Genomic DNA, 19,117 nt, shown 5'->3' on the forward strand with positions numbered 1-19,117 from the left:
ACTGGTCCGAATTGGGGATACGCGCCCGTAAAGGATCACTCAGCGGCGGTCGCGTTCACTCGTTCTCCGTTTTCGCTGGTCAGAGTGATGTTGCGGTGATCGATCTGGTACTTCACGGTGCTGTCGAAGAGGCCCAGGAGGGTCTTCTCCGTATTCATGAGTGAGGTGTCGCACATCATTCGCGTGGTGGACGCCGTGCCGAGCGTGATACGGCCGTCGCTGAACGTCGCCGTCGCCCGCACCTTGTTGCAGCCGAGGCTGCCGCTGACCTGACCGGTCTTCCGGTCGAACGTGAGGTGGGCCTTGCCGCCGGTGTCGGGGCTGACGATGTTCCACTTCGTGCCCTTGAGCGGGGCGGCCTCCTGCTTGCTGAGGGCGATGCTGTCGCCTCCCTCGGTGGTGAGGGTGAGCTTCTCGTTCTCGACCTTGGCGGTCAGGTCGCCGTCGGCGAGGGTGCGGGCCAGGGTCTGCTCGAAGTTCGGGGCGACGCCCTCGCAGGCCATCTCCGTCGCCTGTACCTGGTTGAACGTGACATGGCTGTCGGCGAAGGCGGCGTCGGCGCCGAAGTTGTTGCAGCCGAGGTTGCCCTTGACCTTGCCGCCGTCGGCGATCCGCAGGTAGGCGCTGCCCGGGGCGTCGCTCTTCTTCCCGTCGACGGTGATGCCGTCCACGGTCCAGTAGGCGCCGGTGACGGAGGCCGCCGCCCCGGCACCGACCGAGGCACTGCCCGCGTCCTTGTTGCCACAGGCCACCGCGAACGGGAGAAGGGTCAGCGCGGCGAGAGCGGCCAGCCGCTTTGTGTCCATGCCGAGTGTGTCCATGCCCATGGGACGGGAGGGGTGCGGGACTGGTTCCGCTTGTCGCAGGTCACCCCATCAGCGGCAGCAACCCGTCCAGGTCGGCCCGCTCCCCGCTCGCGCTCACCTTGGCCTCCGCCACCGCGTCCCGCCACGCCGTCCGCCCGGTCGCCAGCCGGATCCAGGTGAGCGGGTCGGTCTCCACGACGTTCGGCGGCGTGCCCCGGGTGTGCCTCGGCCCCTCGACGCACTGCACCACGGCATACGGCGGGACCCTCACCTCGGTCGAACCACCGGGCGCCTTCGCGGCGAGCGCGTCGGCGAGGAGGCGGGTGCAGGCGGCGAGGGCCTGGCGGTCGTAGGGGATGTCGAGGCCGGGGACGGCGGCGTTGAGGTCGTCGGTGTGGACGACGAGCTCGACGGTACGGGTGACCAGGTAGTCGGCCAGGGTCATGGCACCGGTGCGGGCGGCGAGGAGACGGTCGCCGGGGGCGTCCGCCAGGTTCCGCCCGAGCCGTTCCTCGGTGTGGGAGTAGAGGGCGTCGAGGTCGGGGTTGGCGGCGGCGAGGTCCTGGGTGCCCTCGGCGATGTCGCCGGCGCGGGCCGCGGTGGCGAAAGGCCAGTCCAGAAGCGTCAGTTCGGCCTTGGCCGGCTCGTCGCGGTCGAGGTTGCGGCTGACGGTCTCCACGGCCATGGTCACGTGTGCGGCCAGGTCCCGCACGGTCCAGCCCGGCAGCCGGGTGGGGAGTGCGAGCTGCTCGTCGGTGAGGGTGCGCACAGCCTGCCGTACGTTCCCGAACTGGGCGAGGATCGCGGTGCGGATCTTGGCGGGGTCGTAGGTGCGGGCGCGCTTCTTGGCCGGGGACATGAACGGCAGCCTATGCGGGCTGTGATGCCGCCGTCGGTGCCTCGAACGCCTCGTTGTTCCGGGGAACGCCGATGCCGCTCCAGGTGAAGGGGATGCCGCGGGCGGTGTCCGGGTCGGGGCCGTCCATCAGCTGGAAGTGGACGTGCGGCTCGGAGGAGTTGCCCGAGTTCCCGCACTGGCCGAGGAGCTGCCCCGCGTGCACCCGGTCGCCCTCACGGACGGCGAGCGAGCCGCGCCGCACATGGGCGTAGAGCGCGTGGGTGCCGTCGCCGAGGTCGAGGATGAGGTGGTTGCCGACGACTCGCCCGACGCCGAGCAGGCCGCGTACGGAGCCCTCCAGAAGCATGAGGTACAGGATCCCCGGCAAGGACGTACGGCTCAGGTGGTCGCGCTGACCGTCGGTGGCCCGTACGACGGTGGCGTCCGCGACCGCGAGGAGCGGGGCGCCGAAGGCGGGGAAGTCGCTGTTGCGGCGGGCGAGCGGCCACAGCCAGCGGAAGGAGGGGCGGGCGCCCGGCTCGGGCTCGGCGACGATGTCGATGGCGTATGTCTGGCCGTACGCGTGCGTGCCGTGGCTCGGGGTGCGGTCGGCCGGGCTGTTGAGCGCGGTCCAGCGGCCGGTGACGGGCGGTCCGACCTCGACCGGCTCCCGGTCCGTGCGGGGACTGTCCGGGGTGCCGCCCAGGATGCGGGCCGCGATGAGGATCGCGTAGGCCAGGACGAGCGGCAGGAAGTTCCACCACCACGGATATCCGAGGTCCAGTGCGAAATGGACGATGATCAGGCCGAGGAAGGTCAGATGCAGCCCTCGGAAGGCGAAGCCGGCCAGTTTGCGTGCGGTCATGGTTCCCCCAGTTGGTCGCAGTTGGTCGCGGTCGGTCGCGGTCGGTCGTGGTCGATAGCTGTTACGGACGGGCCGCCGACAGCACCACCAGCAGCGGCACGACCCGCCCCGCCGGTACCTCGTAACGCCCACGGCCGGTCGTGTGCAGCCAGCCCGTGCCGGTCAGTTGGCGCAGGTGGTGGTAGATCTGGCCGGTCGTGCCGACCTCGTCCAGCTCGGCGAGCTCGGCCGCGGTGCGCCGGCCGCCGACGATCTCGCGCAGCAGCCGCAGCCGGACCGGGTGCCCGAGCGCCGCGAACGACTCGGCGGACTCGGTCCAGTCGCCGTCCAGCAGGTCCGCGGTCAGGGCGCCGTACTGCCAGTCGTAGTGCTCCCCGGTCGGCAGCCGTACGGCACCGGTGAACAGCACCCCTCCGTCGGCCGCCCCCAGCTCGGCCAGCTGGTCCTTGAACCCCTGCAGGGCCCAGAGGTCACCCTCGCCGAGCCGGGGTGCGGTGCGCCGGGCGTCCTCCAGCGCTGCCAGCCGTCGCTCCAGGTCGGCGACGCGTTGTTCGAGCTCCACACCTCGATATTACGGAACTACGTAATTACGTGCAACGGCAGGTCGTCCCTGCAACTTTTCAGGTTCCGGCCCGCGCCGTCCGCCCGTTCAATGACCCGCAGGCCACGCGCCGACCAGCGTGGCGTCCGCTCCGACACGAACGGGGAAGCACCATGTCCTTGATCAAGAAGTCCGGTGTCGCCGTGACGGCGATGCTCGCCGCGTCGCTCTCGGTCGTGGCCACCGCCCCGGCCGCGCACGCGGCGGCAGGCGACACAGCGCCCTCGTGCGTCGACCGCGAGGTGTTCCGGCCGACCAGCAACGACCACATCACCGTCTATCTGACGAACAACTGCAGCACGTCCAAGAAGGTCAAGGTCGACATCAGGCTCGGCAAGGACAGTCCGTGCTGGACGCTGGCGCCCGGCGACGAGAAGCGGTGGACCTACGACGGCCTGGGCGACTACCGCAAGACCGTGCTCTGCTGACCTGACCGGGGCCCCTGGTGGACGCGTGAAGGCCCGCCCGGAAACCTCCCGGGCGGGCCTTCAGCGCCGTATGCCGAAAAGGACCTACGCCAGCAGCGCCGGGATCGTCTCCTCGTGCACCGTGCGCAGCTCCTCCAGGGTGAGCGTGAACTCGCCCTGGAGCTCCACCGAGTCGCCGTCCACGACACCGATACGGGTGACCGGCAGGCCCCGCGCACCGCACATGTCGTTGAAGCGGACCTCCTCGGAGCGCGGCACGGCGACGACCGCGCGTCCCGCCGACTCGGAGAACAGGAGAGTGAAGGCGTCGAGCCCGTCGGGTACGACCAGACGCGCGCCCTTGCCGCCGAGCAGCGCCGACTCCACGACCGCCTGGATCAGACCGCCGTCGGACAGGTCGTGCGCGGAGTCGATCATGCCGTCGCGGGAGGCGGAGATCAGGATCTCGGCGAGCAGCCGCTCACGCTCCAGGTCGACCTTGGGCGGCAGACCACCGAGGTGGTCGTGCACGACCTGCGACCAGGCCGAACCGCCGAACTCCTCACGCGTGTCGCCGAGGAGGTACAGCAGCTGCCCCTCCTCCTGGAAGGCGACCGGCGTGCGCCGGGCCACGTCGTCGATGACGCCGAGGACCGCGACGACCGGGGTCGGGTGGATGGCCACCTCGCCGGTCTGGTTGTAGAGGGAGACATTGCCGCCGGTCACCGGCGTGCCCAGCTGCTGGCAGGCGTCGGCGAGCCCGCGCACGGCCTCCGCGAACTGCCACATGACGGCCGGGTCCTCCGGGGAACCGAAGTTCAGGCAGTCGGAGACGGCGAGCGGCTTGGCGCCGGTGGTGGCGACATTGCGGTACGCCTCGGCGAGGGCCAGCTGGGCGCCCGCGTACGGGTCCAGCTTGGCGTACCGGCCGTTGCCGTCCGTCGCGATGGCGACGCCGAGGCCGGTCTCCTCGTCGATACGGATCATGCCGGAGTCCTCGGGCTGGGCGAGGACGGTGTTGCCCTGCACGAAGTGGTCGTACTGCGAGGTGATCCACTTCTTGCTGGCCTGGTTCGGGGAGCCGACCAGCTTCAGGACCTGGTCCTTCAGCTCGCCCGAGGACGCCGGCCGGGCCAGCTTGTCCGGGGCGTCGGCCTGCAGCTCGTCCTGCCAGGAGGGGCGGGCGTACGGCCGCTCGTAGACCGGGCCCTCGTGCGCCACGGTCCGCGGGTCGACGTCGACGATCTTGCCGCCGTGCCAGAAGATCTCCAGCCGGTCGCCGTCGGTGACCTCACCGATGACGGTGGCGATGACGTCCCACTTCTCGCAGATCTCCAGGAACCGGTCGACCTTCTCCGGCTCCACGACCGCGCACATGCGTTCCTGCGACTCGCTCATGAGGATTTCCTCGGGCGAGAGCGTCGAGTCGCGCAGCGGTACGTCGTCCAGGGTCACGCGCATGCCGCCGGAGCCGTTGGAGGCGAGCTCGGAGGTGGCACAGGACAGACCGGCCGCGCCGAGGTCCTGAATGCCGACGACGAGCTTCTCGGCGAACGCCTCCAGGGTGCACTCGATGAGCAGCTTCTCCTGGAAGGGGTCGCCGACCTGGACGGCGGGACGCTTGGACGGCTTGGCGTCGTCGAAGGTCTCGGAGGCGAGGATGGACGCACCGCCGATGCCGTCACCACCCGTACGGGCCCCGTACAGGATGACCTTGTTGCCCGCGCCGGACGCCTTCGCGAGGTGGATGTCCTCGTGCCGCATGACGCCGATGGCACCGGCGTTGACCAGCGGGTTGCCCTGGTAGCAGGCGTCGAAGACGACCTCGCCGCCGATGTTGGGCAGGCCCAGGCAGTTCCCGTAGCCGCCGATACCGGCGACGACACCGGGCAGCACCCGCTTGGTGTCGGGGTGATCGGCCGCACCGAACCGCAGCGGGTCCACGACCGCCACCGGCCGCGCGCCCATCGCGATGATGTCGCGCACGATGCCGCCGACGCCGGTCGCCGCGCCCTGGTAGGGCTCCACGTACGACGGGTGGTTGTGCGACTCGACCTTGAAGGTGACCGCGTAACCCTGGCCGACGTCCACCACACCGGCGTTCTCACCGATGCCGACGAGCATCGCGTCGGACTCGGGTGCCTTCTCGCCGAACTGGCGCAGGTGCACCTTGCTGCTCTTGTACGAGCAGTGCTCGGACCACATGACGGAGTACATGGCCAGCTCGGCACCGGTGGGCCGACGGCCGAGGATCTCCACGACCCGCTCGTACTCGTCCTTCTTCAGACCGAGTTCGGCCCAGGGCAGCTCGACGTCGGGGGTCGCGGCCGCGTGCTCGACCGTGTCCAGAGGCGTCCGGCTCATGCGTTGACCAGCTTCTTGAGGATCGAGGTGAAGAAGGGGAGGCCGTCGGTACGGCCGGTGCCGATGAGCGGCTCCACGGCGTGCTCCGGGTGCGGCATCAGGCCGACGACGTTGCCGGCCTCGTTGGTGATGCCGGCGATGTCGTTGAGCGAGCCGTTCGGGTTGAAGTCGAGGTAACGGAAGGCGACCCGCCCCTCGCCCTCCAGCTTGTCCAGCGTGTACTGGTCGGCGACGTAGCGGCCGTCCATGTTCTTGAGCGGGATGTAGATCTCCTGGCCGCTCTCGTAGTCGCTGGTCCAGGCGGTGTCGGCGTTCTCCACCCGCAGTTTCTGGTCGCGGCAGATGAAGTGCAGATGGTCGTTGCCGAGCATCCCGCCCGGGAGGAGGTGGGCCTCGGTGAGGACCTGGAAGCCGTTGCAGATACCGAGGACCGGAAGGCCGGCCTTCGCCTGCTCGATGACGGTCTCCATCACCGGCGAGAACCGGGAGATGGCACCGGCCCGCAGATAGTCGCCGTAGGAGAAACCGCCGGGCAGCACCACGGCGTCGACCTGCTTGAGGTCCTTGTCCTTGTGCCAGAGGGCAACCGGTTCGGCACCCGCGAGGCGGATCGCGCGCTGGGTGTCCCGGTCGTCGAGACTCCCCGGGAAAGTGACGACGCCAATACGAGCGGTCACTTCGCGGCCTCCGCGACTTCCTCAACCTTGACGGTGAAGTCCTCGATCACGGTGTTGGCGAGGAAGGATTCCGCAAGATCGTGGATGCGGGCGAGCGCGGCCTCGTCGACCGGCCCGTCAACTTCCAGTTCGAAACGCTTTCCCTGACGGACGTCCGCGATGCCTTCGAAACCCAGTCGCGGCAGTGCGCGCTGCACCGCCTGGCCCTGGGGGTCGAGGATCTCCGGCTTGAGCATGACGTCGACTACGACGCGTGCCACGTGCACTCCCGGTGGTGTGGTGCTGAGCAGGTTCCTGCAGTGGTTTCAGACTACCTGCACAAAATTTCTACGCGCGTCGACTTGTAGGAAGCTACGTGACGGCAGTCACGTGGCAGATGATGGGTGTCCCGTCGGCGAAAAATTCCGGAAAAGATCCCAGATCGACACCCGATACCTATTGCGCTCGGACACGCGGGAGGATTTAGTCGAGCTTCACAATGCATTGTCGGGCACGGTACAAATGAATTGTCAACGTGCCGTACGAAGGGACCGATATTCGTGGCGCAGAAGGTCGTGGTCACTCTCTTTGACGACATCGACGGCTCAGAAGCGGCGGAAACGATCGCCTTCGGACTCGACGGCAAGTCGTACGAGATCGACCTGAATGAAGCCAATGCCAAGAAACTGCGTAAGGCGCTCGCGCCCTACGTGGACGCCGGCCGTAAGCGGTCGAAGTCAGGCAAGGCGTACAGGCAGACGGAGGTCGCCCCCGACCCGGCCGCCGTCCGCGCCTGGGCGCAGGCCAACAAGATGGAGGTGCCGGCCCGCGGCCGGATCCCCAAGAAGGTCTACGAGGCGTTCGCCTCGGCGCAGTGAGGTGAACCGAGGGCGCGTCCTCAGGGTCCGTCAGCGGGCCCTGGGGGCGGCAGACTTGGGCCGGGCGTGAGCCGGTGCGACAACCGACTTGCGCTACCCCCCTGCTGATCAGCTAATGTCTGGAGCACGCCGCCGGGCGGGGCAGAAAAGCCCAGCTCGCGGAGGCTTGCGGGTGTAGTTCAGTAGTAGAACATCCCCCTTCCAGGGGGAAGGCGCAGTGTGCAATTCCTGTCACCCGCTCTGCACCGCCGTACGGACCACAGATGTGGATCAGGTAGGCTGGTGCTCGCACCGATCGGTGAGAGCCGGTCGGGGGCAATGCGGACGTAGCTCAGTTGGTAGAGCGCAACCTTGCCAAGGTTGAGGTCGCGAGTTCGAGCCTCGTCGTCCGCTCGGGAAAAAGACCCCGGTCCACTGGACCGGGGTCTTTTCGTTGTCCGGCGCGCCCGACTGACAAGTGCCCGACTGACATTTGTCATGCGGAGTGGTGACAGCGCGCACTGCTGCCGGCCCCGGATCGCCGGGACGCTGGTGCCATGAACACCGACGAACACGAACACGTGATTGAGGTCACTGACCTGCGGCGTGTGTACGGGGGCGGGTTCGAGGCGGTGCGTGGAATCTCGTTCTCCGTGGACCGCGGCGAGGTCTTCGCACTACTCGGCACCAACGGCGCGGGCAAGACGTCCACCGTCGAGTTGCTGGAAGGGCTCGCCCGGCCTGCCGACGGGCGGGTGCGGGTGCTTGGGCACGATCCCTACGCCGAGCGGGCCGCCGTACGGCCGCGGACCGGGGTGATGTTGCAGGAGGGCGGGTTTCCGTCCGAGCTGACCGTCGCCGAGACCGCGCGGATGTGGGCGGGGTGTGTCAGCGGGGCCCGGCCCGAGGGGGAGGCGCTGGAGCTGGTCGGGCTGGCCGGGAAGGCCGGGAAGGCCGGCGTCCGGGTGAAGCAGCTGTCCGGCGGCGAGCGGCGGCGCCTGGACCTGGCGCTCGCGCTGCTCGGGGATCCCGAGGTGCTGTTCCTGGACGAGCCGACGACCGGGCTCGACGCCGAAGGGCGCCGGGACACCTGGGAGTTGGTGCGGGGGCTGCGCGACGCCGGTACGACCGTGCTGCTGACCACGCACTATCTGGAGGAGGCCGAGAACCTCGCCGACCGGCTCGCGATCCTGCACGAGGGGCGGATCGCGGCCACCGGGACACCGGCCGAGGTGACCGCGTCCCAGCCGTCGCGGATCTCCTTCGAGCTGCCGCACGGCTACTTCGTGGGCGATCTGCCGCCGCTCGACGAGATCGGCGTGTGCGGGCACGAGGTCGAGGGGCGGGTCGTACGGCTGCGGACCCACGAGCTGCAGCGGACCGCGACGCGACTGCTGGTGTGGGCCGACGCGGCCGCCGTGGAGCTGCGGCGGCTGGACGTGCGGTCGGCGTCGCTGGAGGAGGCGTTCCTGGGGATCGCACGGGAGGCGGCGGAAGCCGCCGGGGCGAAGGAGTACGCGGCATGAGTACGGCGGTGACCACCCCGGTGGGGCGCATGGCGGCGTTGGCGCGGGCCGAGCTGACCTTGCTCGGGCGCAGCAGGGGCACGCTGTTCGCGGCGCTGTTCGTGCCGCTGATCCTGCCCGTCAGCGCCCGGCAGGCGGTGAAGCAGATGGACCTGGCGGAGGTGGGCCTCACTCTCGGCACGGTCATCCTGCCCGCCTCCATAGGATTCTCGCTGCTCTACGCGGTGTACGCGACGCTCGTCAGCGTCTACACCGCCCGGCGCGAGGAACTCGTCCTCAAGCGGCTGCGCACCGGCGAGCTGCGGGACCACGAGATCCTTGCCGGGGCCGCGATGCCGGCCGTGGCCACGGGTCTCGCGCAGTCCGTGGTGCTGGCGGTCGGCTGCGTCGTCCTGCTCGACGTGGGCGCGCCCCGCGCTCCCCATCTCGCCGTGCTGGGCATGCTGTTGGGGATCGTCGTGTGCGTGTCGCTCGCCGCGGTGACCTCCTCCTTCACCCGGAGCGTCGAGAGTACGCAGGTCACGACGCTGCCCGTGATCTTCCTCTCGATGATCTTCTCCGGGATGTTCATCCCCTTGGAGGTGCTGCCGGACCGGATGGCGTCGGTGTGCGAACTGCTGCCGCTGACCCCGATGATCACCCTGCTGCGGGGCGCCTGGACCGGCGAGCTGTCCGCGTACGAGGCGATCGGTCCGCTGATGACCGGGCTGGCCTGGACTGCACTCGGCGTGTTTGCTGTACAGCGGCGGTTCCGCTGGGAACCGCGGGGTTGAGGTAGGGGGAGAACGGCAGGATGCGCAGGCCGGGCACATGGTGGCGGGGGAAGAACACGCCGGCGAAGGTGGAGACGTACACCCGGGGGTCGTTCCACTTCTTCGCGGTGATCGAGGTCGCCGGGGCCGGTATGGCGGTCACCAGCCAGGTCGACAGCAATCTGGTGACCTGGCTGATGCCCCTGCTGTGCGTGCACGCGGCGATCTGCGCCCTGACCGTGTCGCGGTCGGTGGACTGGGTGTGCGGCCGGCGCGAGCAGCCCGTACGGATCCTGTGGACGCTCGGCACCGCCACCGCAGTGATCGCCGTCGTGGCTCTCGGTGTCGTCGCCTACGGGCCGAAGGGGGACAGCGCCGACTCCGCGGCGGGCAGTGTCTTCAGCTTCGTCATGATGTTCGGGGTGGGCATCATGGCGCTCGGTGTGCAAAGGCGCAGGCGCGTGTACGCCCTCATCACGGGCTTCTCGGCGGGCGCCGGGCTCGCCGTGCTCGCGATGAGCGGATCAGCTCTCGCCGCGCTGGTCATCGCGCTGATCACGGTGCCCATCTGTGGATTCGTCGCCTTCACGGCCCTCTTCTCCGTCTGGCTGCTCAAGTCCGTCTACGAGCTCCACGAGGCCCGCGAGGCCCGTGCCCGGCTCGCCGTCGCCGAGGAGCGGCTGCGGTTCGGGCGGGATCTGCATGACGTGATGGGGCGGAATCTGGCGGTCATCGCCCTCAAGAGCGAGCTCGCCGTGCAGCTCGCGCGGCGGGGGCGGCCCGAGGCGGTGGAGCAGATGATCGAGGTGCAGCGGATCGCGCAGGAGTCGCAGCGCGAGGTACGGGATGTCGTACGGGGGTATCGGGAGGCCGACCTGGCGGTCGAACTCGCCGGTGCACAAGGGGTGTTGACGGCGGCCGGGATCGCTTGCGAGGTGACCGGGGAGGCGGCCGGGCTGCCCGTCGAGGTGCAGTCGGCGCTGGCCTGGGTGGTGCGGGAGGCGACCACCAATGTGCTGCGGCACGGGGATGCCGAGCAGTGCGCGGTGGCGGTGCGGGTGAGGGAAGGGCGTGTGGTGTTGACGGTGGAGAACGACGGGGCCGCCGGAGCCTCCGACGACGAGGATGGAGCCCCCCACGGGGGTGGAGGCTCCGGTCTCGCCGGGCTGCGGGAGCGGCTGGCCGCGGTGGACGGCACATTGGAGGCCGGCCGCAGGGACGCGGGGGTGTTCCGGCTGGTGGCCGAGGTGCCGTTGGCGGGGACGGGCGTGAGCGGGGCCGCCGTATGAGCGGGTCGGTGCGCCTGCTGCTGGCCGACGACGAGCATCTGATCCGGGGTGCGCTCGCCACGCTGCTCTCGCTGGAGGACGACCTCGTGATCGTCGCCGAGGCGGCGAGCGGGCCGGAGGCGCTGGCGATGGCACGGGCGCACGAGCCGGACGTAGCCGTCCTCGACCTGCAGATGCCCGGGGCCGACGGTGTGAAGGTCGCCACATCTCTGCGTGCAGAACTGCCCGGCTGCAAGGTGCTGATCGTGACCAGTCATGGGCGGCCCGGGCATCTGAAGCGGGCCCTTGAGGCGGGTGTGCGGGGGTTCGTCCCGAAGACCGTCAGTGCGCAGCAGCTCGCGGAGATCATCCGTACCGTGTACGCGGGAAACCGTTACGTCGACCCGGAGTTGGCCGCCGACGCGATCGCCGCCGGGGACTCGCCGCTGACCGCGCGGGAGGCCGAGGTGCTGGAACTCGCCGCCGACGGGGCGCCCGTCGCGGAGATCGCGGAGCGGGCGGCGCTGTCCCAGGGGACGGTGCGGAACTATCTGTCGTCCGCCGTGTCGAAGCTCGGGGCGGAGAACCGGCACGCGGCGGTGCGGCTCGCGCGGGAGCGAGGTTGGGTATAGTGGTTCCCGCGCCACGGCGCATGCGAACGTAGCTCAGTTGGTAGAGCGCAACCTTGCCAAGGTTGAGGTCGCGAGTTCGAACCTCGTCGTTCGCTCCAGATCAGGCCCCGGTCATCGACCGGGGCCTTTGTCATGGGCGTCAGCTCCAGCTCGTGCCGGTCAGGCGCTCGTACGCCTCCACGTACTTCGCGCGGGTCGCGTCCACGACCTCCTGCGGCAGCGGCGGCGGGGGCTGCTCGCTCTTGCGGTCCCAGCCGGAGGCCGGCGAGGTCAGCCAGTCGCGCACGAACTGCTTGTCGTACGACGGCTGCGCGCGGCCCGGCTCCCACTGGTCGGCGGGCCAGAAGCGGGAGGAGTCCGGGGTGAGGACCTCGTCGGCGATGATCAGTGTCTCCCCGTCGAAGCCGAACTCGAACTTGGTGTCGGCGAGGATGATGCCGCGGTCGCGGGCGATGTCCCGTCCGCGGGAGTACACGGCGAGGGTCGCCTGGCGCAGCTGGGCGGCGGTGTCGGGGCCGACCTGGCGGGCGACCTCCTCGTAGGAGACGTTCTCGTCGTGCTCGCCGACCGCGGCCTTGGTGGCCGGGGTGAAGATCGGGGCGGGGAGCTCGGAGCCGTCGACCAGGCCCTCGGGGAGGGCGAGGCCGCAGACGGTGCGGGACTCGTTGTACTCGGTGAGGCCCGAGCCGGTGAGGTAGCCGCGGGCCACCGCCTCCACCGGGATCATCTTCAGCGACTTGCAGACCAGGGTGCGGCCCGCCCAGTCGGCGGGGGCGCCGGCCGGGACGTCGGTGCTGATGACGTGGTTGGGGACCAGGTCGGCGAGCTGGTCGAACCACCACAGGGAGAGCTGGGTGAGGATGCGGCCCTTGTCGGGGATCTCGGTCGGGAGCACCCAGTCATAGGCGGACATGCGATCGCTGGCGACCATCACGAGGTCGCCGGCGTCGTTCTGGTACAGCTCGCGCACCTTGCCGGTGTGGAGATGCACCAAGCCCTGAACCTGGATCGGCTCGGGCTTTTCTACGAATCCGGACACGGTTCCTCCCCGTGGGTCTGTCCAAGTGGCTCGATTCTCCCGTATGGCCGGGGATCGCCCTTGGGTGGGGGTCTGCTGACGGGTTCCTCACGGGTTCCTCACCGGAGGTCAGTCACGCTTGCAGATACGGTCCAGGAGGTTCGCGGTGGCGCGCTGGACGCGGGCGTCGACGTGGCCCGGGCGGTCCAGGGACGGGGACCAGGCGAAGGTGCCGGAGGCGAAGACCAGGGCGCCGGAGGGGGCGCGGTAGAGGGACGTCTCCTGGTGGCGGAGGACGCCCTCCTTGTCCGTGTACGGGGAGTGGGCGAGCAGGATGCGCTCCTCGTGCTCGGGCAGCGGGGTGCGCGGGAAGTAGCGGTCGGCCTCGCCCGCGACCAGGTCCGCGATCTCGTCGCCCTCGTGGGCGCCGGTCGCCTCCCACAGCCAGTGGTCGGCGTTGCGGACGATCAGGGGGTGCGGCTCGGGGACCTGGCCCGCGTACTGGATGCCGATCAGTTCCTGCTCGGGGCGGTCGATCTCCCGCCAGAGCACGGGGCGGCCCGGGCCCTTGCGTTTGCGGCAGGTGAGCAGACGGTCGGGGACGCCGGACGGGGAGGGGCCCAACTCAACCTGCCAGTACATGGAGTTGGCGGAGAGGAAGACCAGGGACGTGCCGTTCTCGCGGGCGAGCTCGACGGTGCGGCGCATGTTCGTCGACCAGTACTCGTCGTGGCCGGGGAAGACCAGGCCGCGGTAACGGGTGGGGTCGACATGGCCGCCGTGCAGGTCGCGGGCGTCGGCGTAGGCGAGGTCGTAGCCGTAGCGCTCGGCCCAGCGGATGAAGTCGTAGGCGTGGCCGACGTGCAGGGGCAGGCCCGCGCCCGCGTACGGGCGGTCGAAGGAGATGGTCGTGGCGGCGTCGGCCTCGCCGAGCAGACGGCCGTCGTCGTCCCAGGCGTGGTAGAGGCTGGCGCCGGTACGGCCGTCCTCGGGGTACAGGTTGTAGGCCTGCCAGGTGACGTCGGGGAGGAGCAGGAGCAGGTCCGCGGGGTGGTTGTCGCGGACGGTGAAGGGGATGTGGGAGCGGTAGCCGTCGGCGGTGGTGAGGACGGCGACGTACGCGCCGATGCTCCAGTACGACGGAACCTGCAGGCGCCAGGACAGCCACCAGTGGTGGCAGGAGACCGTGCGGTCGGCGGTGAGCGGCGGGGGCTGCACGATGCCGGAGAGACGGGGGCTGGTGGTGATCTTGGCGGCGCCGTCACCGCCGTAGTGGCCGATGCGGTAGATGTCGACGGCGAATTCCTGAGGCGGGTCGACGGTGATGTGGAAGTCGACGGCCTCGCCGGGGGAGACCGCGCCGGTGGACGTGAAGCCCTTGATCTGGCGGTGGACGTCGTCGGCGGAGCGTGGGCCGGCGCTGCGGGGGGCGGGGACCCTGGGGGTGTCCGCCGTCGGGGGGTGCGCCTGGCCGTCGACGTACCAGGGGACGACCTGGCCGGTGTCGTCGAAGTACGTCACGTTGCCGCGCAGCCAGGGGACGGGGCCCTGTCCGAAGGGGTCCGTCACGGCGTGCGCGAGTGCTCCCGACTCCCAGCGGCGGATCTGTTCGGATCCCATGGCCGTACCCCTCCCTCGTGCCCCCGTGGTGGTGCGTCTGCGTCGTGCACCGTGTGCCCCGTGCTGTGCGGGCGCGCCGTGTCTGCGCTTGCGGTTTCTGTCGCATGGCGTGGGCTTTTGTGTGCCTGTCGTATGTCGTAAGCCCTTGCCATATGCGCTATCGATCCCAGCACATCACATTCCGCACGCATCCTGTCACTATTCGTTGCGAATTGGCCGAAAGTGGAACCGGGGGTTCCGACCGGGTACTTGGGGTTCCGACCGGCTACTGAGGTCAGACCAGGCGTACCGGCTTCTCCGGGCGTATGCCCGACTCCACCAGCCAGGCGCGCAGGGGCGTGGGGTCACCGTCCTCGATGAGGCTGAGGACTCTGGGCGTCAGGTCGGCCGCCCGCTCGCCGTCGACGAGGAGGGTGGGGCCGTCGAGCCAGTCCAGGCCGGGGGTGGCACCGGCGGTGTCCATCGCGGCGCAGCACACCATCGCGGTCACGTGGTCGGTGAGCAGCTCGCGAGCGGTGCGGGGTGGCTGGAGCGGGAAGAGGGGGAGCGCGCCGGTGTCCAGGAGGGTGGTGCCGGGGGCGGGGGTCGCCGCCTTGTGCTCCGCGGGGGTCGCGGCTTCCTCCCGGGCCAGTTCGGCGGTGATGCCTGCGGCGAGGGCGGAACTGCGTTCGGTTTCCTGGTCCTCTTCGAGGGCGTCCTCGGCCATGGATGCGTAGGGGGCCTTGGGGGTGGGGGTGGGGGCGGCGGGGGCGGGCGCGGCGGGGGCGGATGCGTCGGTGGGGAGCGCGTCGGTGGAAGGCGCGTCGGTGGAAGGCGCGTCGGTGGAAGGCGCGTCGGTGGAAGGCGCGTGCGGGGCGGATACGTCGGTGGGCCGTGGCGCTGTCGGGAGCGGTGGGGTCGCCAGGTGGTCCATGACGCGGGCCAGGGTCGGGCCGTCCGTCTCCGGGGGTGTGCCGTCGGTGGTGCGGCGGACGCCGAGGGCGTCGAGGACGCGGTGGAGGCGGGCCGCGTCGGTGCGCCATTTGCGGTCGACGACCTCCTCCGGGTACTCCTGCCAGTCCACCGGGGACCAGTCCGGGCCGGTCTCGGCGGGGCCGCCGTGGAAGAGGCGGGCGGCTAGCAGGGAGGTGGCCTCGTCGACCGCGCCGGGCTCTTCGAGCAGGTCACAGGCGGGGCGCTCACCCAACCGGGAGGCGAAGCCCTCGGCCAGCCGGTCCCGGCGGGACAGTTCGGTGAGCGCGGCCACGACGCCCGCGTCCAGCCGGGACGGCCAGCGGCCCATCCGCCAGGCCGGCAGCGCGACCCGGGTGAGCAGCCGGTCCCAGCCCGCGTAGGCCAGCCCGACCTGTTCCTGGGCGACGATCCGCAGTCCGTAATCCACAGCCTGTGCACGCTCGGCGGCCGCGGCGGCCACGCCCCGCTCCATCTCGGTGGCGTGCTCCCGACAGCTGCGCAGCAGGAGCCGCACGATCCAGCCGAGGCCCGCGCACACCGCCCGCGACCCCAGGCAGCGGCCACGCGTCGAGGCGACGGCCACGGCGGCGTCCAGACCCCGGACGAAGCGCCGGGCCTGGGCTATGTCCGGGTGCGCCGAGGGTCCCGTACCGGCGACGACCGGGGCGAGGACCGCGCGCAGCTCGCCGACGCGCATCCACCACAGGAACGGGGAGCCGATGACCAGGACGGGGGCGGCGGGCGTACGGCGATGGGTGCCGTGGGTGCCTCCGCCGCGCAGGCCGTTGAGCCCCTCCTCGTCGTGGTCCTCGGCCGGCGGGCCGTGGGACGGGTGGGTGCGGTCCTCCAGCCAGCTGTCGCAGTCCGGGGTGAGCGCTATCGCGGACGGGGCGGGGACGTCGAGGCGGTCGGCGAGGTCGCGCACCATCCGGTACAGGTCCGGGGCCTGCTCCTCGGCTATCGGGACCGTCGGAGTGACGGCGGGGCGGGCGCGGGCGACGACCAGGGCGACGACGGCGGCGACGAGCAGGACGAGGACGGCGACCGGGGTCACGACCCAGCGGGCGGCGTGCCAGCCCTGGCCGACGAGGTGTTCGGTGGAGGCGCCGACGAGCAGCACGACGGCGAACGCCGCGGGCAGCAGGGCCACCGCGAGCGCGCGGCTGCGGATGCGCAGCACAGCGAGGGCCCGGGCACGCGCTGCCTGCGCACCCGCCTCCACACCCATACCGGTCACGGCCGGACCTCACCCCCTCCGCGGTGCCCTGGCTGTCCGAACTGTCCTGGCTTTGCTCACTCCCCCACTGTGGCACCCGCCACTGACATCGCAATGCCGGTGGGCCAAGTGCCGGAACGCTTTGCGCCGCACCCTAGTTGGGGCTTCGACCCACGTCAGCCGGATGGGGCATCGGTCACTCGATGGAATGGCTTTGGGGAGAGGTGGATGACGGACAGCGAGGGTCAGGCCCCGGATCCTGACCAAAGTCCAGTCACGGACCCGGGAATTGGCCCGGGGGTCCGACCATCGGGTCGGGCATGCGTCAGGCCCCGAATCCTGAGACGGATTCGGGGCCTTCGGGGTTTATCCGCGGGCGGGGGCTCGCGTGGTGTCGCGGGGGCTCGCGGCGTCACACGGGGTTCTTGCGAGGGTCTCGTGGGCGGCTACGCCGGAGTCCCCGCGGGCGGCTACGCCGGAGTCCCCGCGGGTGACCGGGCGGGGTCCGCGCGGGTGGCTACGCGCGGTCCTCGCGGATGGTCACGCGCCCTCCGCCGCCTTCGCCGCGATGTCCGTGCGGTGCTGGGAGCCGTCGAGGTGAATGCGGGACACGGCCTCGTAGGCGCGGTCGCGGGCCTTGGTGAGGTCCTTGCCGGTCGCCGTGACGGACAGGACGCGGCCGCCGGCGCTGACGATCGCGTCGCCGTCGCGCTTGGTGCCGGCGTGCAGGACGTAGGCGTGCGGGGCGTCCTCGGCGGCCACCTTGTCCAGGCCGGTGATCGGGTCGCCGGTGCGCGGGGTCGCGGGGTAGTTGTGCGAGGCGACGACCACGGTGACCGCGGCGTCGTCGCTCCAGCGCAGCGGCTCCACGTCGGCGAGGTCGCCCTTGGCGGCGGCCAGCAGGACACCGGCCAGCGGGGTCTTCAGGCGGGCCAGGACGACCTGGGTCTCGGGGTCGCCGAAGCGGGCGTTGAACTCGATGACCCGCACGCCGCGCGAGGTGATCGCGAGACCGGCGTAGAGCAGGCCGGAGAAGGGGGTGCCGCGGCGGTGCATCTCGTCGACGGTCGGCTGGAGAACCGTCTCCATGACCTCGCTGACCAGCTTCGGGTCCGCCCACGGAAGCGGGGAGTACGCGCCCATGCCGCCGGTGTTCGGGCCTTCGTCCCCGTCGAGCGCCCGCTTGAAGTCCTGCGCGGGCTGGAGCGGGACGACGGTGTCGCCGTCGGTGATGGCGAACAGGGAGACCTCGGGGCCGTCCAGGTACTCCTCGATGACGACGCGCTCGCAGGCGTTGGCGTGCGCCCTGGCCGCCTCCAGGTCGGCGGTCACGACGACGCCCTTGCCGGCGGCGAGGCCGTCGTCCTTGACGACGTACGGCGCGCCGAAGGCGTCCAGGGCCTCTTCGATCTCTTCTGGGGTCGTGCAGACGTAGGAGCGGGCCGTCGGGACGCCGGCCGATGCCATCACGTCCTTCGCGAAGGCCTTGGATCCCTCGATCTGCGCGGCCTCCCCGGAGGGCCCGAAGACCGGGATGCCCACCTCGCGCACGGCGTCGGCGACCCCGGCGACGAGCGGTGCCTCCGGCCCTACGACGACGAGGTCGGCGCCGAGTTCCGTGGCCAGCGTGGACACGGCCTTGCCGTCCAGGGCGTCGACCTGGTGCAGCTCGGCGACCTCGGCGATACCGGCGTTGCCGGGGGCGCAGTGCAGCGCGGTGACGTCGGGGTCGAGGGACAGGGAGCGGCACAGGGCGTGTTCGCGGGCGCCGTTACCGATGACGAGGACCTTCACGAGGGTCAGCCTAACGGGGTTTTTGTGCGAGGTGCCGAGGGGCCGGGGGGTTGGTGACCTGTACGTTCCTCCAAGTCGGGGTCGGGGTTTCGGTCGCCGGCCCTGAAGGTTCGCAGCCCTCGGAGCCCGCTTCGGGGAACCTTGACGGGCCTCGTTCGCAGATGAACGCCCTACTCGTTCGTGAACTCCTCGACCACCGTCGCGCCCAGCTCCCGCACGATCAGGTCGTACCCGGAGAGGGCCGACTCGTTGAGGTCGGGGTCGTCGTCCTCGGGGATGTCGTCCTCGGGGGCGACCGGGGGCGGCGGCTCCGGGGCGGAGGAAGGCCGGGGGGCCGGGGTGGGGGCCGCCGTGGGTGCCGGACCCGACGAGGCCGTCGGGGGCGGGGTGGGCGCGCTGGACGTCGACTGGGGAGGGGACGGGCGCTGGGCGGTCGTACCGCCACTGCCGTAACCGCTGTTGCCGCCGTAGCCGGTGTTGCCGGTGTTGCCGCCCGCGCCGTAGCCGCCGGCGCCCGCGCCGCCGTAGCCACCGCCTCCTCCCCCGCCACCGCCTCCGCCGAAGCCGGAGGAACCGCCGGTCGGTGGGGGTGCCGAGCCTCCGCCGGACGGGTCGATGATCGCCTCGATCTTCCACTGGACGCTGAACTGCTCGGCCAGTGACTGCCTCAGGACGTCCTCGCTGCCGCTGCTCGCGAAGTTGTCGCGCGCGCCTGCGTTGACGAAGCCGAGTTGGAGGGTGGTGCCGTCGAAGCCGGCCACGTGGGCGTTCTGGCTGAGCAGGATCCAGGTGAAGCGGCGACGGTTCTTGACCGCTTCCAGGATGTTCGGCCAGAGCATGCGGGGGTCGAGGCCGCCGCTCGGGGGGGCGTAGGCGGGGGTCTCGGCCGCGGGGGGAGCGGACGGGGGCGCTGTGGGCTGTGGAGTGGGTGCGGGCGTGGGGG

The 19,117-nt window shown here is 70.8% G+C and carries 17 protein-coding genes, 3 tRNA genes and 1 pseudogene; 9 read left to right on the forward strand and 12 right to left on the reverse strand.

The features are described 5' to 3' along the window. Positions 1-35 precede the first annotated feature (35 nt). From POF73_RS42495 to POF73_RS42510, 4 genes are all read right to left on the reverse strand, one after another. The gene (locus tag POF73_RS42495) at positions 36-806 is read right to left on the reverse strand and encodes an META domain-containing protein (protein WP_272124775.1); all 771 of its coding nucleotides are present in this window, start codon (positions 804-806) and stop codon (positions 36-38) included. Between the two features lie 61 nt (positions 807-867). Beyond that, positions 868-1,665, reverse strand: a complete 798-nt coding sequence (locus tag POF73_RS42500) for a maleylpyruvate isomerase family mycothiol-dependent enzyme (protein WP_272124776.1) — start codon at positions 1,663-1,665, stop codon at positions 868-870. Between the two features lie 10 nt (positions 1,666-1,675). Then, entirely contained in the window at positions 1,676-2,509 is an 834-nt protein-coding gene (locus POF73_RS42505) for a M23 family metallopeptidase (RefSeq protein ID WP_272124777.1), read from the reverse strand. Positions 2,510-2,570: 61 nt separating this feature from the next. Further along, complete coding sequence (locus POF73_RS42510) at positions 2,571-3,071, reverse strand: ArsR/SmtB family transcription factor (protein ID WP_272124778.1); 501 nt, start codon at positions 3,069-3,071, stop codon at positions 2,571-2,573. A gap of 152 nt (positions 3,072-3,223) precedes the next feature. On the opposite strand from POF73_RS42510, the gene POF73_RS42515 reads away from it, so the two are divergent. Continuing rightward, entirely contained in the window at positions 3,224-3,538 is a 315-nt protein-coding gene (locus POF73_RS42515; protein ID WP_272124779.1) for a hypothetical protein, read from the forward strand. An 84-nt stretch (positions 3,539-3,622) separates the two neighbouring features. On the opposite strand, the gene purL is transcribed toward POF73_RS42515, so the two are convergent. Genes purL through purS form a run of 3 tightly spaced genes read right to left on the reverse strand, consistent with a single transcriptional unit; the run spans position 3,623 to position 6,818 of the window. Next, on the reverse strand, positions 3,623-5,881 hold the full coding sequence (gene purL, locus POF73_RS42520) for a phosphoribosylformylglycinamidine synthase subunit PurL (RefSeq protein ID WP_272124780.1): 2,259 nt from the start codon (positions 5,879-5,881) through the stop codon (positions 3,623-3,625). Further along, a complete protein-coding gene (purQ, locus tag POF73_RS42525; protein ID WP_272124781.1) occupies positions 5,878-6,558 on the reverse strand; it encodes a phosphoribosylformylglycinamidine synthase subunit PurQ in 681 nt (226 codons plus the stop codon). Before purQ ends, purL begins: the two co-directional genes overlap by 4 nt. Next, positions 6,555-6,818, reverse strand: coding sequence for a phosphoribosylformylglycinamidine synthase subunit PurS (purS, locus tag POF73_RS42530; protein WP_097253685.1), 264 nt, complete (start codon positions 6,816-6,818; stop codon positions 6,555-6,557). Before purS ends, purQ begins: the two co-directional genes overlap by 4 nt. A gap of 279 nt (positions 6,819-7,097) precedes the next feature. On the opposite strand from purS, the gene POF73_RS42535 reads away from it, so the two are divergent. The 8 genes from POF73_RS42535 (at position 7,098) to POF73_RS42570 (ending at position 11,670) form a co-directional block, all read left to right on the forward strand. Continuing rightward, positions 7,098-7,415: a histone-like nucleoid-structuring protein Lsr2 gene (locus POF73_RS42535; protein WP_272124782.1), complete on the forward strand. Its 318-nt coding sequence runs from the start codon at positions 7,098-7,100 to the stop codon at positions 7,413-7,415. Positions 7,416-7,583: 168 nt separating this feature from the next. Beyond that, positions 7,584-7,655 (forward strand) — tRNA-Gly (locus POF73_RS42540). A gap of 80 nt (positions 7,656-7,735) precedes the next feature. After that, positions 7,736-7,808, forward strand: a tRNA-Gly gene (locus tag POF73_RS42545). 143 nt (positions 7,809-7,951) lie between these two features. Further along, entirely contained in the window at positions 7,952-8,920 is a 969-nt protein-coding gene (locus POF73_RS42550) for an ABC transporter ATP-binding protein (RefSeq protein WP_272124783.1), read from the forward strand. Further along, complete coding sequence (locus POF73_RS42555; protein ID WP_272124784.1) at positions 8,917-9,693, forward strand: ABC transporter permease; 777 nt, start codon at positions 8,917-8,919, stop codon at positions 9,691-9,693. Before POF73_RS42550 ends, POF73_RS42555 begins: the two co-directional genes overlap by 4 nt. Positions 9,694-9,713: 20 nt before the next feature. Further along, a complete protein-coding gene (locus POF73_RS42560; RefSeq protein ID WP_272124785.1) occupies positions 9,714-10,961 on the forward strand; it encodes a sensor histidine kinase in 1,248 nt (415 codons plus the stop codon). Next, positions 10,958-11,572, forward strand: a complete 615-nt coding sequence (locus POF73_RS42565) for a response regulator transcription factor (protein ID WP_272124786.1) — start codon at positions 10,958-10,960, stop codon at positions 11,570-11,572. Before POF73_RS42560 ends, POF73_RS42565 begins: the two co-directional genes overlap by 4 nt. Positions 11,573-11,594: 22 nt before the next feature. Then, positions 11,595-11,670, forward strand: a tRNA-Gly gene (locus POF73_RS42570). A gap of 41 nt (positions 11,671-11,711) precedes the next feature. On the opposite strand, the gene POF73_RS42575 is transcribed toward POF73_RS42570, so the two are convergent. The 5 genes and pseudogenes from POF73_RS42575 to POF73_RS42595 all read right to left on the reverse strand — a co-directional run. Next, on the reverse strand, positions 11,712-12,611 hold the full coding sequence (locus POF73_RS42575) for a phosphoribosylaminoimidazolesuccinocarboxamide synthase (RefSeq protein WP_272124787.1): 900 nt from the start codon (positions 12,609-12,611) through the stop codon (positions 11,712-11,714). A 108-nt stretch (positions 12,612-12,719) separates the two neighbouring features. Continuing rightward, complete coding sequence (locus tag POF73_RS42580) at positions 12,720-14,210, reverse strand: N,N-dimethylformamidase beta subunit family domain-containing protein (protein ID WP_272124788.1); 1,491 nt, start codon at positions 14,208-14,210, stop codon at positions 12,720-12,722. A gap of 274 nt (positions 14,211-14,484) precedes the next feature. Beyond that, positions 14,485-16,392 (reverse strand): hypothetical protein, encoded by a 1,908-nt coding sequence (locus tag POF73_RS42585; RefSeq protein WP_443049744.1) that lies wholly within the window; start codon positions 16,390-16,392, stop codon positions 14,485-14,487. A 528-nt stretch (positions 16,393-16,920) separates the two neighbouring features. Further along, positions 16,921-18,174 carry a phosphoribosylamine--glycine ligase gene (gene purD / locus POF73_RS42590; RefSeq protein WP_272124790.1) on the reverse strand — a complete coding sequence of 418 codons (1,254 nt, stop codon included), beginning with the start codon at positions 18,172-18,174 and terminating at the stop codon, positions 16,921-16,923. Between the two features lie 170 nt (positions 18,175-18,344). After that, positions 18,345-19,117 (reverse strand): annotated as a pseudogene (locus POF73_RS42595) (DNA polymerase III subunit gamma and tau); the annotation flags it as partial.

The sequence above is a fragment of the Streptomyces sp. HD genome (assembly GCF_028369295.1).
In the GTDB taxonomy this organism is placed as follows: Bacteria; Actinomycetota; Actinomycetes; order Streptomycetales; family Streptomycetaceae; genus Streptomyces.